Raw genomic sequence first — 15220 nt, forward strand, 5'->3', positions numbered from 1 at the left:
ATCGCACGGCGGCGCGACACCCCACCGGGTCGCGCCGCACCAACCACCCACCGAGGAGCGCTCCATGGCCACCACCCTTGTCCCCGACACCACCCGCGTCGGCCTGCTCGCCCGCATCGAGGCCAAGCCGGAGTACGTCCGCGAGGTCGAGGAACTGCTCACCGGCGCCCTCGCCCTGGCCAGGGAGGAGGCCGGCACGACCCTCTGGTTCGCGCTGCGCCTGGGCCCCACCGCCTTCGGCATCTTCGACACCTTCGGCACGGACGCGGACCGCACCGCCCACCTCCAGGGCCGGATCGCGGCGGCGCTCATGGAGAACGCCCCCAAGCTGCTCGCCGAGGCTCCCGAGATCCTGCCCGTCGAGGTCCTGGCCGCGAAGCTCTCCTGACCCGCCGACCGGTGCCGGCACGGGGCGCACTCGCCTCAGGCCTGCTCCGGGGGTGTGCCGGATTCGGCGGCGCGGCGGTACTCGGCGTTGATGCGCTGGGCCTCCTCGAGCTGGTCCTCGAGGATGATGATGCGGCAGGCGGCCTCGATCGGGGTCCCCTGGTCGACGAGTTCGCGGGCACGGGCGGCGATGCGGAGCTGGTAGCGGGAGTAGCGCCGGTGGCCGCCCGCGGAACGCAGCGGAGTGATCAGGCGGGCCTCGCCGATGGCACGGAGGAAGCCCTGCGTGGTGCCGAGCATCTCGGCGGCTCGGCCCATGGTGTAGGCGGGGTAGTCGTCGTCGTCGAGACGGTCGTACGAGTCGCCTGCTGTCATTTGCACCTCTCCGTGGAACGCATGGAGGGCCCTGGTGCCAGTACCGGCACCAGGGCCCTGAAGGAACTACTACACCACCTGCCGGCCCTGACGAAGCGCCGGCTTTCTGTGTCCGCCCACCCGGCCTGACCGCTGCCGGGGGCGCGGGGATCGAAGTTGTTTGACCGAAGACCACCTCGCTTGGGTCGATGTCCTGCGGTTCTCGTTGCTCAACCTCTTGCCCTGCGGATACTGCGTACTGCTGGTGATGCGTACTGCTGTGATGCGTACTGCTCAGCGGCCCGGGGGAGCGCCGCTGCTACCGCGCCCCGGTGCGTGCGCCCGCAGCCCGACGCCTTCACCAGGGGTACTGCCTACTGCTCTGCTTGCCGGCAGTTCGTCTCTGCCAGGCCTTGCCGTCTCTTCTGGTTACGCCAGAAAACATAGCCCTCCCACTTCCAAATGTCTACTGCGGCGAACATAGATTTTCGTGGGCGGGCTCGGAAGGCACCCCGCAGTACGGTCTGTGAACGGGGCGGGGCGACCCGTAGGATCGGCTGTCATGTCGAAGATGGACGAGCTGCTCGTTGACGTCGCCAGGTTGGTGGAGTCCGGGCAAAGCAACCAGATGTCCCTGACCGTCGTCACCGGAGGCTCTGTCATCACAGGTCGGCTGGCACCCGAAGCGGTGTGGCGGCAGCGGGTCTCGGAGGTCTTGGCGGACTCCGACCGGCTGGCCGAGTTCGCCGCAGTCTTCGCCCCCGAGGCGGTGAAGGAGGGGCCGCCCACCCACCTGCACTTCCACCTGGCGCGGATCCTTCAGGGCACGGTGGGGATCCCGGAGACAGGTGGGATGTACCGCGTCTCGATCGCGGACATCAGCGCCTGGACCATGGGCGACGTCAGCTACTCCGATCACTGACCCGTCTGCGCACGGGATCCACCCGTCGATACACGAGGGGCCCCGACCGGCGAGTGCCGGTCGGGGCCCCTCGGCTGCCCGGATGCCAGCTCATGCCTGCCCCCGGACGGCGGCCGGCGAGGGCCGGCGCGGGGGCGCCCGGGGCGTGGCCCTGGCCGCCCACGACGGACGGGGCGTCGCCCCTGCCCGGCTGGGAGGCCTGTCCGGTGCGGGCCGCAGCCTTTCTCGATACGGCACGTACCGAGAATTTCCGACAGCGGTGATCGGTGTCGGTGCTTACGGGAACGGGTCGAATGGATGCGAGAGCCGGCCGGCTCGGGCCGGGGCGCAGAATTATCGTGCGGAAAGGCGGTTGAAAGGGGCGGCGGGGATCGGAGTGCGCGTGGAAGCCTGCGAGAGAATGCAGCTGGGGCCCGCACCCCGAAGGATGCGGGCCCCAGCTGCGTATGACGCGTCAGAGTCAGGCGGCAACGATGTTCTCGGCCGTCGGCCCCTTCTGCCCCTGTGCGATGTCGAAGGAGACCTTCTGTCCCTCACGGAGCTCGCGGAAGCCCTGGCTGGCGATGTTCGAGTAGTGGGCGAACACGTCAGGGCCGCCACCCTCCTGCTCGATGAAGCCGAAGCCCTTTTCCGCGTTGAACCACTTCACGGTGCCAGCGGCCATGTCATGTCTCCTTCGGCAGTGCAGCGGAATCCGCACTTTACGGACGCCGTGTCGCCGCGATGATGCCCTGCCCGGAAAATGACCGGAATGCAAAACGCTTCCGTACGGCATGCGGCCGGCGGGGCGCCTGAAATTTTCGGGTACCAAAATTGCGGCTGATCGGACCGTAGCATGCCCACGCAGTCCGTGCGCGTTCCCGTTTTACTCCTGCGCGTGGCCGATAAAAATTCTCCCTGCGGTGACGGCCAAAACCTCTGCCCGCGAAGGCAGATCCGCGCATTCGGGAACGCCGTCGGGAGCGAGCAGCCCCGGAGAACGACGACTCGGTCGGTGGGGTCCCCTGCGGCAGAGTTGTGGGATGGTGGAGGGGATGGACCGTTCTGGTTCCGTCGCTTGAGGCTCCGCCGTCCTGTGCGGACGGGCAGCGGCATGTGTGCGGTGCTGTGGTGGCTTTGATCGCCGGACATGAACACGCCCCGCCCATGGGGCTGTGTTCCGCGCAGCCGCAGCACAGCTGCCTCCATTGCTTCCAGGGCTGGTACCCCGTGAGGGGGAGCCCGCTATGCAGTCCTACACGGTTCAGGTACACCTCTACGGATCCGTGGCGGTGGTGACGCTGTGCGCGACCCTGGACCCCGTCGGCCATGCCGGCTGTGCGGAGGTTTTCGTGCGGGCGTTGGACGGGCTCGGCGTCGGCGTTGCCTCGGTGGTCCTGGACCTCGACTGCGCCCCGGATCCGGCTCCCGCCCAGGTCTTGGACGCCGTCGACGCGTGGGCGGCCGAGCGGGAGGCCGCGGTGGTCGTCCTCGCCTCCACCCTCAGCGCACGCTTCGCCCGCGGCGGAGGGCGCCGGCCCGGCGTCCCGGTGCTGCGTATGGGCCTCGCCGGCGGCACCCCGTCCGGAGCGGCCGGGGAGGCAGCCGTGGTGCGGGGTCTTCGCCGGGCTGTTGCCGGGCGCGCGCTGGCCTCTCAGGCGGTCGGGATCCGGCGGGCCCGAAACCGGGCGCACCCTTGTTCCTGACGGCCCTTGGCGTGGGGTGTCGCGGCGTGCCGGGCGGGTAGCGGCTGGGTGAGAATGGAAAGCCGGGGCGGCCGGGTGGGAGGTGAGGTGCCCGTGGATTCTGCGTTCCCGGAGGATGCGGGTGCCCCGTTCGGTGCCGAGGACCTCAAACGGCTCTCGCGGGTGCTGGCGGATTCCCTGGCGGGCACCGCCGGCATCGACGCCCCGGCTGTCCTGTGCAGGGCCTGCGTGGACCTCCTCGACGTCACAGGCGCCTCGGTGTCTCTGAGCGGCGACAACGATGCCCAGACGCTGTGGTGGTCCAGTGACCCGGTGGCAGGGCGGCTCGCCGAAGCCCAGTACACCCTCGGCGACGGCCCCTGCCGGAGCGCCCTGGTCCTGGCGGCACCGGTCCTCGCGGCGGACCTGACCGGCGGCACCGATGCCCGGCGCTGGCCGGTCTTCGCCCAGCAGGCCGTCGCGCTCGGCGTCCGGGCGGTGTTCTCGATCCCCCTGGCTGCGGCCGGTCTGGCGGTGGGCACCCTCGATCTCTACCGCGACCGCCCCGGCCCCCTCTCGGAGCGGGACCGCTCCTTCGCGTTCCCCGCCGCCGACGCGATCACCACCGCGCTGCTCGCCCTGGAGGCCCAGGCGCTGCCCGGTGGTGAGGCCGCCTGGCTGGACGCGGCCGAGAGCGACCACGAGGAGGTCCACCAGGCCACCGGCATGATCATGGTGCTGCTCGACCTGAACCCGCAGCAGGCTCTGTCCCGGCTGCGGGCCCACGCCTTCACCCAAGGGCAGAGCGTCAGCGAGGCGGCGCGCGAGGTCCTGGCCGGAAGGGTCAGGTTCGATGACTAGGCACACCCCGGACGGGCGGGCCGGAGCAGAGAAGACGGTGACGACGCACATGAACCGCGAACAGGCGATCACCGAGGCCTTCGTCAGCCTCACCGATACCGTCGCCGACGACGTGGACCCCCTCACCCTCCTGCGCCGTCTGGTCGACCACTGCGTCGGCCTGACCCCCATGGACGCGGCCGGCGTCATGCTCGCCAACGCCCGCGGCCGGCTGCAGTCGGCGGCCGTCACCGAGGAGCGGGTCGAGATCACCGAGATGTTCCAGGCCCAGGCCGACGAAGGCCCCTGCATCGACGCCTACACCACGAGCGAGCCGGTGTACGCCGACGACCTGGCCGCGAGCGAGGGCCGCTGGCCCGTCTTCGCGCCCTTGGCCCGGGCCGCCGGCTTCGAGGCCGCACACAGCTTCCCCCTGCGGCTGCGCGGCGAGACGATCGGCGCCCTGAACCTCCTCGCCCGCACCCCCACCTCCATCCCGCCGCACGACGCGGGCCTCATGAAGGCGCTGGCCCGGGTGGCCGCGACCTCCGTGCTGACGTGGAACCGGGAGCCGCTGCGCCCGTATGACATCGTCACCCGCACCCAGGCGGCCCTCTCCTCGAAGGGCGTACTGGACATCGCCACCGGCATGCTCGCCGCCACCGCCGCCATCAGCCCGGCCGAAGCCGGAGCGCGGCTGCGCTCCTACGCCGCCGTCCACCGTCAGCGGCCCGCCGACATCGCCGACGCCCTCGTACGCAGGACCCTCACCCCTCAGGAGGTCCTCACGCCGGCACCCTGACCGGCGCGGCACCCGCCGGTCGCCCCCGAGAAGACCGCGCCCACGGCGGAGCCGGGCGGTGGGCGCGGCAGGGCGTCTTACACGCGGGGCCGCAGGCGCCCGGGCCCGGCGCAGCCGGCTCCCGGCCCGGTCCGGGGCTCGCAGGCGGCCTTGGCCGCTCCGGCCGTGCGGGCGGCGGCGGCGAAGTCCTGCAGCCGACGCAGCAGCCGGGTGGGCCTCTGGGCCCGCGGGTACTGCCGGTCGACCAGGTCCAGGAGCTCGCGCGGCTGGGGCTGCCAGTTGTAGACGAAGAACGCGATTCCGCGCGCGTTCAGCCGGCGTGCGAAGCCGATCAGCGCGTCCAGGCCCGTGACGTCCATGAGGGTCAGCTCCTGCATGTCGCAGGCCACCACGTCCACGCCCTCGAGGCCGGCCGTCGCCTTCTCGAGCACCGCTCCGGTGGTCTCGTCGAGCTGGCCGACCGGGGCGAGGTGCACGGTGGGCCCGTAGCGGCGGTGCTTCACCCACAGGACAGGGGGGCGGACGGTGAGCACCCGCTCCACCCCGGACAGGTGCAGCAGGCGGGCCACCGGCGGGCTGAGCGCGGTCAGGACGAGCGTCTTGCCGGCCTGCACGGCCAGCTCGTTCAGTTCCAGCAGGACGTGCAGTCCCGTGCTGTCGCAGAAGGTGACGGCCGCGAGGTCGACGTCGAGTCCGGTGTGGCCGGCTTCCAGGGCTGCGGTGAGTTCCTCGCGCAGGCCGACGGCTTCGTCCATGTCGATCTCGCCGCTCACCCGGGCCAGGACCCTGTGGGGGCCTGATTCGCAGACCACGGCGACGCGTTCGGGTTGAGACGTCATGGCCTTGCTCCCTTCGCGACCCGAAGTCGGGTAATGCCTTTCGGGACAGAGGCGGCGCGCGGTCCGCGGGTCAGCCGCTCCGGGCGCGCGTGCCGGCCTTCGAGGTCAGGTCGGCCAGGAGGTGCAGAAGGTCCGCGACCTCGTGGCCGCCCTCGGCAGGGTGGCGGAAGAGGGTCCCGGGCGTGACCTTGTAGAGGTTCCGGCGGCCGTTGCGCACCCGTGTGAGGTACCCGGCGCTCTCCAGGTCCGTCACGATGGCTTGGGCCGCCCGCTCGGTGATCCGGCACGTCTCGGCCATGTCCCGCAGCCGCATGTCCGGAGCCCTGAGGATCATGGCGAGGATCCGGGCGTGGTGCGTGACGAACGTCCAGCTGGTCCGAGGCCCCAGCGGTTCCATGCCCCAATCATACGATTTGCGATTCAGGTCACACCAGACCGGAACCCGAAAGCCTGTACGCGGCCGGGCGGGGCATCCGTGTGAAGCCGGGAGGTACGTGCTTCTTGTTCGGCGCGGTGCCATGCTCGATTTGTGACGGAGGAAGCTGCTGGCCGGCCTTCCAGCGACGAGCTCCGGACCATGGCGAGGGTCGTGGCCGGGTTGCGGAGCGAGTTGGCACGGGTACAGGCCGGGGTCGCGGATGGGGCGGCCATCGAGCAGGCCAAGGGCGTGCTGATGGCCCGTGACGGCCTGAGCCCGGAAGCTGCCGGTGAGGAACTCGCCGCGCTCGCCCGGGCCGACGGCCTGCCACGGGCCGACGAGGCACGGCGCATCCTCGACCGCATGGTCAGCCGGCCGCGCGCACAAGCGTCTGGCCCGAGTCGCGGGGCGCGGGAGCCCTCGGCCTCCTCCTTCTCCTCCGCCCGGTATCTCGGCGAACCCGTGCCCACGGTCGCCTCCTCGCCCACAGAGGCGGCCCTGCGGGCCCCTACCCGGCAGGGGGCCCGCCGGACACGAGGCCGGCGCGCTCTTGCCAGGGAGCAGGAACTCGTGCAGCGGTTGCCGGGCTCCGTGGTCGTCTTGACCCCGGTCCGCGGCCCCGCCGGGGAAGTGGAGGACTACCGCATCGACAGCGCCTCTCCCGGCGCGCGGGACGTCGTGGGCCGCGCGGGAAGGGACCTCATCGGGCTGCACGTCCTGGAGGCCTATCCGATGGTGCTGGGCACCGCCTTGTGGGAGGGCTACGGCCGGGCGCTGGAGAGCGGCGAGGTATGGGTGGGCGAGCCGTTCGAGTACGAAGAGGTCGTATCCGGCATCCCCCGCCTCTCCCGCTTCCACGTCCAAGTGCAACCATGGCGCGGCCGACTGGTGGTTTCCTGGGTGCGCCTGGACGCCGGGGAGCGCGAGGAGCGCCGCCTGGCCGTGATGCAAAGGATCGGGAACCTCGGCTGGGCCGACTGGGACCTGATCACCCACACCATCACCTGGTCCGAGCAGGTGTACACGATCTTCGGCCGCGACAGGCGGAACGGGCCGATGACCCTGGACGAGCTTCCCCGCCACGTGCCCGCCGAAGACCTGCCGGCCCTTGGCCACAGCGTTGAGCGGCTGCTCGGCGAGGGCCGTCCCATCGACCACTCCTTCCGGATCGCCACCCCGGCCGGCCTGATCCGTCACGTGCGGCTCGTCGCTGAAGCCGATTGCGACGCCGAGGGAACGCCGCTCGGGGTCCACGGCTTCTTCCAGGACGTCACCGAGACGAAGGAGTTCGAGCGCGAACTTCTCGAGCGCCGGATCGCCGCCATCGTGCAAGACAGCCAGTTGGAGGCCGAGCGCGGGCTCGCGGACCGGCTGCGGCAGGCCCTTCTGCCCCTGCCGCAGCAATCCATGGACATGGACGGGCTTCATGTCGAGATCGCCTACGAGCCGGCGCAACAGGGGCTCAACGTAGGCGGCGACTGGTACAGCGCCATCGAGCTCCCCGACCACAGTGTCCTGCTCGTGGTCGGGGACGTCGCGGGGCACGGCATGGAATCGGTGGGCACCATGGCGCAGCTCCGGTTCACCGCCAAGGGCATGGCCGTCACCGGCACCCCCCTCACGCACATCCTCGCCCGGCTCAACGTGCTGCTCCTGCACAGCGACGCGGGCCACGTCGTCACCGCCACCGTGATCATGGCCCGCTACCACGCGAAGTCCCGCCGCCTGACCTGGGCCCGGGCCGGCCACTGCCCGCCCCTGCTCATCCGGCAAGGCGAGGCCTGCTACCTGGACAGCCCAGAGGGCATCCTGCTGGGCGCGACACACGATGCCCAGTACGCAGAAGCCACCGTCCTCCTGGACGCGGGCGACCAGCTCCTGCTGTACACGGACGGCGTGGTCGAAGAACCGGGAGAGGACATCCAAGACGGCCTGAACCGTCTTGCCGACTTGGCGACAGCACATGCCGCCGACGGCCGGGTCCTTCTGGACACCGTCCTGGCCGCCCTACCCGACCGCAGCAGACGCCGTGACGACGTCTGCCTCGTGCACGTCACCGCCCGCTAACGGCTGAGTGGGCACATGACGGGCATGCCTCGACAGGCGGAGACGACGTCTTCCTGCGCTTCCAGCACGAGCTGGAACGCTCCTTCGCTGCCACCCGTGCCGCCGCCGATTACGCCGCCCGGGTCGGCTACTCGCCGCGCACGCTCAACCGCGCCTGCTTGGCGGCGACCGGCCGCACGGCGAAGTCCCTGATCGACGCGCGAGTCGCGCTCGAGGCCAAGCGTCTCCTGGCCCACACCGACCTGCCCGTCGCGGCCATCGGCCGCCGCCTCGGCTTCACCGAACCCACCAACTTCGGCACGTTCTTCTCCCGGGAGACCGGTACCTCACCGGGCACGTTCCGCTCTCACCAGCGCCCCCGGGCACGTGGCTCGCGGGCTCCGACAGGCTCGGGACAACGAACAAGCCCCAGGTCGCTGACCTGGGGCTTTGTCATGGAGCGGATGACGGGAATCGAACCCGCGCTATAAGCTTGGGAAGCTCATGTTCTACCATTAAACTACATCCGCAAAGCGGTCCAGTTTCCTGGATCCGTATCGTTGCATACTGTACCCCATGATCGACCCCCGGTGAATCCACCGCGGGGTCGTTGTTGTGTGTGGGGTGCACCGGGGGTCGTGGGCACGGGAGTTGGGGCGTAACGTACGGGTGCGGAGTGCCGCTGGAGTGGCGGCTGGAGCGGGTTCCGTACATCCCCTAATGTGGCGATTCGTCGCAGTCGCAGTACGGCAGGTTGGGGAAAGGGACTCGATGGAGAACACCGTCGTCCGTTGTGCCGAAGGGCATGTTTTCAGTACCGCTTCGTTCCCGCTGCAGCACCTCGGTGCCGGTCGGATCGGGCCCGGGCGGCTCCTGCGGTGTCCGCGGTGCGCACGGCTGAGGCACGCCGTGCCCGTGGGGGACGCCGCCAAGCGCTAGCGCGGGCGCGGCGTCGGCCGGGGAGGCGCGCGGGGCGCCCGCTCTCGATTGGGGGTGGCTCGCGCGCCTGCGTATCCTCGGGGCGTGCTTCTCTCTGACAAAGACATCCGGGCCGAGATCGACAGCGGACGGGTACGCATCGACCCGTTCGACGAGTCGATGGTGCAGCCCTCCAGCATCGACGTGCGTCTCGACCGGTACTTCCGGGTGTTCGAGAACCACCGCTACGCCCACATCGACCCCGCCATCGAGCAGCCCGACCTGACCCGCATGGTCGAGCCCGAGGGCGACGAGGCGTTCATCCTCCACCCGGGCGAGTTCGTGCTCGCCTCGACGTACGAGGTCATCTCGCTGCCCGACGACATCGCCTCCAGGCTGGAGGGGAAGTCCAGCCTGGGCCGCCTGGGGCTGGTGACGCACTCGACCGCCGGGTTCATCGACCCCGGCTTCTCGGGCCACGTCACGCTCGAGCTGTCGAACCTCGCCACCCTTCCGATCAAGCTCTGGCCCGGCATGAAGATCGGGCAGCTGTGCATGTTCCGGCTCAGCTCGCCCGCGGAGTTCCCGTACGGGAGCGAGCGGTACGGGTCGCGGTACCAGGGCCAGCGCGGCCCGACGGCCTCGCGCTCCTTCCAGAACTTCCACCGCACCCAGGTGAGGCACGAGGCATGAGTGTTGTACGCGAGAACCTGAGCTACGAGGGCTTCGGCCGCGCCGTGCGCGAGCTGGCCAAGACCATCGCCGACGACGGCTACGAGCCCGACATCATCCTGAGCATCGCCCGCGGCGGCGTCTTCGTGGCGGGCGGCCTGGCCTACGCGCTGGACTGCAAGAACATCCACCTGGTGAACGTGGAGTTCTACACGGGTGTGGGCACCACCCTGGAGATGCCGGTCATGCTGGCGCCGGTCCCGGACGCGATCGACTTCTCCGACAAGAAGGTCCTGATCGCGGACGACGTCGCCGACACCGGCAAGACGCTGAAGCTGGTCCACGACTTCTGCGTGGGCACCGTGGCCGACGTCCGCTCCGCCGTGATCTACGAGAAGTCCCACTCGCTCGTGAAGTGCGAGTACGTGTGGAAGCGGACCGACGACTGGATCGAGTTCCCGTGGTCGGTCGAGCCGCCCGTCGTCAAGCGGGAGGGGCAGGTCCTCGACGCCTGAGGGCCCGCCCGGGAGGTCTGGTGGCCCCGTGTGAAGCGGCCCCGGTGCACGTGCGTGCGCCGGGGCCGCTTCGTGTCGTCTGCCGCCGTTACAGCGTGCCCAGCTTGATGATCGACAGCAGGGCGATCAGCTGGATCGCGGACGCGCCCAGCGCCTTCGGCCACGGCAGGTCGTGCGACTTGCTCACCAGTGACGTGAACAGGGCGCCCGCCACGAGCCAGGTGGCCCAGCCCAGCACCTGTACGAACATGTTGTCGCCGCCCAGGAACACCGCGACGAGCAGCCGCGGCGCGTCCGTGATGGACATGACCAGCATGGACAGGCCCACGGTCGGCTGCCACGCGCCTTCGCCGCCCATCTGGCGGGCCAGCGTGTGCGTGACGGCCCCGAGCAGCAGGCCGCAGATGACGAAGGCCACGCCGGCGCTCAGGACGATCGGGACGGCGTTGGCGAGGGTGGCGTTGATGACGTCCTTGCGGGCGTCGTCGAAGCCGAAGACCGCGAGCAGCCCGTACAGGAACGTCACGATCAGCGCCGGGCCCCAGACGGGGTAGTCCCGCATCTGCAGGAACGTCGGCCCCGGGCGCATCACGATGCCCTTGAGCAGCTCCTTCCACGGCAGGCGCGGGCCGACCGGCGCCACGGCGCCCGCGCCCCCGCCGCCCGCCTGGTACGTCGCGCCGCCCTGGTAGCCCCCGGCCGCGGCCTGGCCGTACGGGTCCTCGCCGAACGCGAAGACCTGGGTGTGCCCCGGGTTGTCGTTCGCGTACGAGCCGCCGCCGCCTCCTGCGTGCCCGTACGGGGGCTGCTGCGCCGCGTGCGGCGGTTGCTGCTGCTGTCCGTACGGGTCGAAGTACTCCGGCTCGCCATGGCCTCCGGAGCCGGCCTGCTGCTGCGGCCACTGCTGCTGGGGAGGGTAGGGCTGCTGGCCGTACGGCGCCTGCTGCGGTTGCTGCTGACCGTACGGCTGCTGCCGCGGGGGTTGTTGCGGCGCGCGGTTGTCGTCCCGTCCGCGTCCGATCCTGAATCCAGCCACGTGATCGAACGTACCTGGTCCGGCGGGCGGTGGTGGTCGGGGTGCCGGAATGGGGGGGCTTTGCGGCCGACCTGTGACATCCCCTAGGGGAACCCCTGGGGGATGGGAGGGGGGAAGGAGGGAGTCCGGTTTGGGGGGCGGGGCGAGTGCTGGGGGCTGCGCCCCCCGGCCCCCGGAACGCGGAACGGCCGGTCCCCCGTGCGGGGGACCGGCCGTTCCGGCTCGTGGGTTACTTGGCGTTCTCGCCCAGCGGCTCGGCAGCCGCCGGCTTCGCCTCGGCTTCGCCACCCTCGGGCTCGGCTTCCGCCGTGGCCTCGGGCTCGGCGTTGGCCTCGGCTTCCGCCTTGGCCTCGGGCTCGGCGTTGGCCTGCGCCTTCGGCTCCGCCTCGGCTTCCGTCTCCGCCTCGGGCTCGACCTTGGTCTCGGTCTTCGGTTCCGCCTCGGGCTCCGCCTTGGTTTCCGGCGTCGGGTCGGCCTCCGGCTTGGCCTCCGTGGGCTCCGCCTCGGGCTTCTCCTGGGCGGCGGCGGCAGCTTCCGCTTCGGCTTCGGTCTCCGCCTTGGCCTTGGCCTTCGCCTCGGCTTCGGCGTCTGCCTTGGCCTTGGCCTCCGCCTCGGCCTTGGCCTTTGCCTCGGCGTCCGCCTTGGCCTTGGCCTTGGCTTCCGCTTCCGCCTTGGCCTTTGCCTCGGCCTCCGCGGCCGCCTTCGCCTCTGCCTCTGCCGCCGCGGCCAGTTCGGCCTCCGTCGGGCCCGGGGTCTTCACCGACTCCAGGAGCAGCTGGGCCACGTCCACGACCTGGACGGACTCCTTGGCCTGGCCCTCGTTCTTCTTGCCGTTGACCGAGTCGGTCAGCATCACCAGGCAGAACGGGCACGCCGTGGAGACGATGTCCGGGTTGAGGGAGAGGGCCTCGTCGACGCGCTCGTTGTTGATGCGCTTGCCGATCCGCTCCTCCATCCACATCCGCGCGCCGCCGGCGCCGCAGCAGAAGCCGCGCTCCTTGTGGCGGTGCATCTCCTGCTGGCGCAGGCCGGGGACCGCGCTCATGATCTCGCGCGGCGGCGTGTAGACCTTGTTGTGCCGGCCCAGGTAGCAGGGGTCGTGGTACGTGATCAGGCCGTCGACCGGGGTCACCGGCAGCAGCTTGCCCTCGTCGATCAGGTGCTGGAGCAGCTGCGTGTGGTGGATGACCTCGTACTCGCCGCCGAGCTGCGGGTACTCGTTCGCGATGGTGTTGAAGCAGTGCGGGCAGGTCGAGACGATCTTCTTCGCCGACTTCGGCTTCTTCGTCGACTCGTCCTCGTCGTCCTCGCCGAAGGCCATGTTCAGCATGGCCACGTTCTCCTGGCCCAGCTGCTGGAACAGCGGCTCGTTGCCCAGGCGGCGCGGCGAGTCACCGGTGCACTTCTCCTCGCCGCCCATGATGGCGAACTTGACGCCCGCCATGTGCAGCAGCTCGGCGAAGGCCTTGGTGGTCTTCTTCGCGCGGTCCTCCAGGGCGCCGGCGCAGCCGACCCAGTACAGGTAGTCGACCTCCGTCAGGTCCTCGACGTCCTTGCCGACGATCGGGACCTCGAAGTCGACCTCCTTGGTCCACTCGACGCGCTGCTTCTTGGCCAGGCCCCAGGGGTTGCCCTTCTTCTCCAGGTTCTTGAGCATCGTGCCCGCCTCCGACGGGAACGCGCTCTCGATCATCACCTGGTAGCGGCGCATGTCGACGATGTGGTCGATGTGCTCGATGTCGACCGGGCACTGCTCCACGCACGCACCGCAGGTGGTGCAGGACCACAGCACGTCCGGGTCGATGACGCCGTTCTCCTCGACCGTGCCGATCAGCGGGCGCTCCGCCTCGGCGAGGGCCGCGGCGGGGACGCCGGCGAGCTGGGCCTCGGTGGCCTTCTCCTCGCCCTCCATGGTCTTGCCGCCGCCGGCCAGCAGGTACGGGGCCTTGGCGTGCGCGTGGTCGCGCAGCGACATGATCAGCAGCTTCGGCGACAGGGGCTTGCCCGTGTTCCACGCGGGGCACTGCGACTGGCAGCGGCCGCACTCGGTGCAGGTGGAGAAGTCGAGGATGCCCTTCCAGGAGAACTGCTCGACCTGGGAGACGCCGAAGACGTCGTCCTCGCCCGGGTCCTCGAAGTCGATCTCCTTGCCGCCGCTGGTCATCGGCTGGAGCGCGCCGAGCGCGCTGGCGCCGTCGGCGTTGCGCTTGAACCAGATGTTCGGGAAGCCGAGGAAGCGGTGCCAGGCGACACCCATGTTGGTGTTCAGCGAGACCGTGATCATCCAGATCAGCGAGGTGCCGATCTTGATCATCGCGGTGAAGTAGATGGCGTTCTGCAGGGCGGCCGTCGACATGCCCTTGAAGGCCAGGACCAGCGGGTACGACACGAAGTACGCCGGCTCGTACGAGTCGACGTGGTGGATCGCGCCTTCGAGGCCGCGCAGGGCCAGGATCGCCAGGCCGATGGTGAGGATCACGTACTCGACGAAGTACGCCTGCCAGGCCTTGGAGCCCGCGAAGCGCGACTTGCGGCCGGCCCGCGAGGGCAGCGACATCAGGCGGATGGCCATCAGCACGACGATGCCGAGGACCGTCATCAGGCCGATGAACTCGATGTACAGCTCGAACGGCAGGAACCCGCCGATGATCGGCAGGGTCCAGTCGGCCTGGAACAGCTGGCCGTACGCCTGTGCCAGCGTGGGCGGCAGCGTCAGGAAGCCGATCGCGACGAACCAGTGCGCGAAGCCGACGATGCCCCATCGGTTCATCCGGCTGTGGCCCAGGAACTCGCGGACCAGGGTGAGCGTTCGGGCCTTCGGGTCGTCCGTGCGGCTGCCCGCCGGCACGGGCTGTCCGAGCTTCACGAACCGGTAGATCTGCGCCACGGCTCGGGCGAGCAGCGCGACGCCGACCACGGTCAGGACCAGCGACACGATGATCGCGGCGAGTTGCATGGGAGGGCTCCTCGGGCGGGACTTACTAAGCAGTAACTTATTGAGTCAAGGCTTGAGGTTACCCATTCTCCGCGCCGCAATGTAGGTGAGCGTGCGGTGATCTGTGTCGCTCAGGCATGCCTGTGTGTACGGGCCGCCCGAGGGGTCTGCGCCAGGATTGCGAGATCCATCCCCAGCCAATGGCTCTCCACATAGTGCCGGTCCACGAGCGCCATCTCCTCCCAGGGGAGGTCGGAGCGTGCGCCGACCTGCCACAAGCCGGTCATTCCGGGCCGTACGAAGAGCCGGTCGGGCCGGTCCGTGCGGTTCTCGGGCCGCGGCCCGACCAGGGACATCTCCCCGCGGACCACGTTCAGCAGCTGCGGCAGCGCGTCCAGGGCCCAGCGGCGCACGGCCCGCCCCGTCCGGCACGCCGGGTCCGCGTGCAGCCGCCAGGTGCGGAACGGGCGCCCGCCCAGCCCGGCCGCCGGTGCGCGGTCGAGGACCCGGCCGCCCTGGGCCGCGTACAGCAGGCCGGCCAGCGCGAGCAGCGGCAGCAGGAACGCGCCGAGCAGCACCACGGCCCCGACGAGGTCCACCACCCGCTTGGCCGAGCAGTCGGGCAGGCATGGCCGCCGCGGGAGCCGGGGGAGGGGCAGGGGCTGCGGGAGGCGCGGGAGGCGCGGGAGTCGCGGGAGCTCGCGCATTCGCGGGAGGTGCGGGAGGTGCGGGAGTCCCCGCGGGCGGCGGGCCGGCCTGCGTGCGGGGCGCCGGACCGGCGGACGGGTGGGCGGCGGCAGCGGCATGCAGGCACCGTGCCCTGCGACCGCAGCGCTTCCGGGGCCGCCACGCGCGGCGCGCCGACGCAGCAT

General features: G+C 70.6%; 14 protein-coding genes, 1 tRNA gene and 2 pseudogenes. 9 read left to right on the forward strand and 8 right to left on the reverse strand.

Features of this window, described 5'->3' with window-relative positions; genetic code table 11:
• Positions 1–64 precede the first annotated feature (64 nt).
• Positions 65–388, forward strand: a complete 324-nt coding sequence (locus AB0953_RS01950; protein WP_366857395.1) for an antibiotic biosynthesis monooxygenase — start codon at positions 65–67, stop codon at positions 386–388.
• A 35-nt stretch (positions 389–423) separates the two neighbouring features.
• Here the strand turns inward: AB0953_RS01950 and AB0953_RS01955 are convergent, their stop codons facing one another.
• Positions 424–762: a MerR family transcriptional regulator gene (locus tag AB0953_RS01955; protein ID WP_366857396.1), complete on the reverse strand. Its 339-nt coding sequence runs from the start codon at positions 760–762 to the stop codon at positions 424–426.
• Positions 763–1303: 541 nt separating this feature from the next.
• Here AB0953_RS01955 and AB0953_RS01960 point away from each other — a divergent pair.
• Positions 1304–1663 (forward strand): hypothetical protein, encoded by a 360-nt coding sequence (locus tag AB0953_RS01960; RefSeq protein WP_366857397.1) that lies wholly within the window; start codon positions 1304–1306, stop codon positions 1661–1663.
• A gap of 460 nt (positions 1664–2123) precedes the next feature.
• Here AB0953_RS01960 and AB0953_RS01965 read toward each other — a convergent pair whose 3' ends face one another.
• On the reverse strand, positions 2124–2327 hold the full coding sequence (locus AB0953_RS01965; RefSeq protein ID WP_366857398.1) for a cold-shock protein: 204 nt from the start codon (positions 2325–2327) through the stop codon (positions 2124–2126).
• 562 nt (positions 2328–2889) lie between these two features.
• Here AB0953_RS01965 and AB0953_RS01970 point away from each other — a divergent pair.
• From AB0953_RS01970 to AB0953_RS01980, 3 genes are all read left to right on the forward strand, one after another.
• Positions 2890–3348: a hypothetical protein gene (locus AB0953_RS01970; protein ID WP_366857399.1), complete on the forward strand. Its 459-nt coding sequence runs from the start codon at positions 2890–2892 to the stop codon at positions 3346–3348.
• A 93-nt stretch (positions 3349–3441) separates the two neighbouring features.
• Positions 3442–4188, forward strand: coding sequence for a GAF and ANTAR domain-containing protein (locus AB0953_RS01975; protein ID WP_366857400.1), 747 nt, complete (start codon positions 3442–3444; stop codon positions 4186–4188).
• Positions 4181–4969, forward strand: coding sequence for a GAF and ANTAR domain-containing protein (locus tag AB0953_RS01980; RefSeq protein ID WP_366857401.1), 789 nt, complete (start codon positions 4181–4183; stop codon positions 4967–4969). The genes AB0953_RS01975 and AB0953_RS01980 overlap by 8 nt, the downstream gene beginning before the upstream one ends.
• A gap of 77 nt (positions 4970–5046) precedes the next feature.
• Here AB0953_RS01980 and AB0953_RS01985 read toward each other — a convergent pair whose 3' ends face one another.
• Positions 5047–5808 carry an STAS domain-containing protein gene (locus AB0953_RS01985; protein WP_366857402.1) on the reverse strand — a complete coding sequence of 254 codons (762 nt, stop codon included), beginning with the start codon at positions 5806–5808 and terminating at the stop codon, positions 5047–5049.
• A 70-nt stretch (positions 5809–5878) separates the two neighbouring features.
• The gene (locus AB0953_RS01990; protein ID WP_366857403.1) at positions 5879–6205 is read right to left on the reverse strand and encodes a helix-turn-helix domain-containing protein; all 327 of its coding nucleotides are present in this window, start codon (positions 6203–6205) and stop codon (positions 5879–5881) included.
• A 213-nt stretch (positions 6206–6418) separates the two neighbouring features.
• Here AB0953_RS01990 and AB0953_RS01995 point away from each other — a divergent pair, with 213 nt between their 5' ends.
• Together AB0953_RS01995 and AB0953_RS02000 are read left to right on the forward strand one after the other, a co-directional pair.
• Positions 6419–8293 (forward strand): SpoIIE family protein phosphatase, encoded by a 1875-nt coding sequence (locus AB0953_RS01995; RefSeq protein ID WP_366857404.1) that lies wholly within the window; start codon positions 6419–6421, stop codon positions 8291–8293.
• Positions 8294–8331: 38 nt separating this feature from the next.
• A pseudogene (locus AB0953_RS02000) lies at positions 8332–8649 on the forward strand (helix-turn-helix domain-containing protein); the annotation flags it as partial.
• A 79-nt stretch (positions 8650–8728) separates the two neighbouring features.
• On the opposite strand, the gene AB0953_RS02005 reads toward AB0953_RS02000, so the two are convergent.
• Positions 8729–8802: transfer RNA gene (locus AB0953_RS02005), tRNA-Gly, on the reverse strand.
• Positions 8803–9295: 493 nt separating this feature from the next.
• Here AB0953_RS02005 and dcd point away from each other — a divergent pair.
• A complete protein-coding gene (dcd, locus tag AB0953_RS02010) occupies positions 9296–9883 on the forward strand; it encodes a dCTP deaminase (protein WP_179172804.1) in 588 nt (195 codons plus the stop codon).
• Positions 9880–10377: a phosphoribosyltransferase gene (locus AB0953_RS02015; protein ID WP_362167509.1), complete on the forward strand. Its 498-nt coding sequence runs from the start codon at positions 9880–9882 to the stop codon at positions 10375–10377. The genes dcd and AB0953_RS02015 overlap by 4 nt, the downstream gene beginning before the upstream one ends.
• Before the next feature lie 88 nt (positions 10378–10465).
• On the opposite strand, the gene AB0953_RS02020 is transcribed toward AB0953_RS02015, so the two are convergent.
• From AB0953_RS02020 to AB0953_RS02030, 3 genes and pseudogenes are all read right to left on the reverse strand, one after another.
• Positions 10466–11413, reverse strand: coding sequence for a Yip1 family protein (locus AB0953_RS02020; RefSeq protein ID WP_366857405.1), 948 nt, complete (start codon positions 11411–11413; stop codon positions 10466–10468).
• Between the two features lie 748 nt (positions 11414–12161).
• A pseudogene (locus AB0953_RS02025) lies at positions 12162–14369 on the reverse strand ((Fe-S)-binding protein); the annotation flags it as partial.
• 110 nt (positions 14370–14479) lie between these two features.
• The gene (locus AB0953_RS02030; RefSeq protein WP_366857406.1) at positions 14480–15055 is read right to left on the reverse strand and encodes a sugar transferase; all 576 of its coding nucleotides are present in this window, start codon (positions 15053–15055) and stop codon (positions 14480–14482) included.
• Between the last annotated feature and the right edge of the window lie 165 nt (positions 15056–15220).

This window comes from Streptomyces sp. NPDC046866 (genome assembly GCF_040704625.1).
Classification (GTDB): Bacteria; Actinomycetota; Actinomycetes; order Streptomycetales; family Streptomycetaceae; genus Streptomyces.

Bases quoted from the DNA above. Each gene is read 5' to 3' on its own strand.
- AB0953_RS02015 (WP_362167509.1), top strand. From the start codon at position 9,880: ATGAGTGTTGTACGCGAGAACCTGAGCTACGAGGGCTTCGGCCGCGCC.
- AB0953_RS01965 (WP_366857398.1), bottom strand. From the start codon at position 2,327: ATGGCCGCTGGCACCGTGAAGTGGTTCAACGCGGAAAAGGGCTTCGGC.
- AB0953_RS01985 (WP_366857402.1), bottom strand. From the start codon at position 5,808: ATGACGTCTCAACCCGAACGCGTCGCCGTGGTCTGCGAATCAGGCCCC.
- AB0953_RS01980 (WP_366857401.1), top strand. From the start codon at position 4,181: ATGACTAGGCACACCCCGGACGGGCGGGCCGGAGCAGAGAAGACGGTG.
- AB0953_RS01970 (WP_366857399.1), top strand. From the start codon at position 2,890: ATGCAGTCCTACACGGTTCAGGTACACCTCTACGGATCCGTGGCGGTG.
- AB0953_RS01955 (WP_366857396.1), bottom strand. From the start codon at position 762: ATGACAGCAGGCGACTCGTACGACCGTCTCGACGACGACGACTACCCC.
- AB0953_RS01960 (WP_366857397.1), top strand. From the start codon at position 1,304: ATGTCGAAGATGGACGAGCTGCTCGTTGACGTCGCCAGGTTGGTGGAG.
- AB0953_RS01990 (WP_366857403.1), bottom strand. From the start codon at position 6,205: ATGGAACCGCTGGGGCCTCGGACCAGCTGGACGTTCGTCACGCACCAC.
- AB0953_RS01950 (WP_366857395.1), top strand. From the start codon at position 65: ATGGCCACCACCCTTGTCCCCGACACCACCCGCGTCGGCCTGCTCGCC.
- AB0953_RS02030 (WP_366857406.1), bottom strand. From the start codon at position 15,055: ATGCGCGAGCTCCCGCGACTCCCGCGCCTCCCGCGCCTCCCGCAGCCC.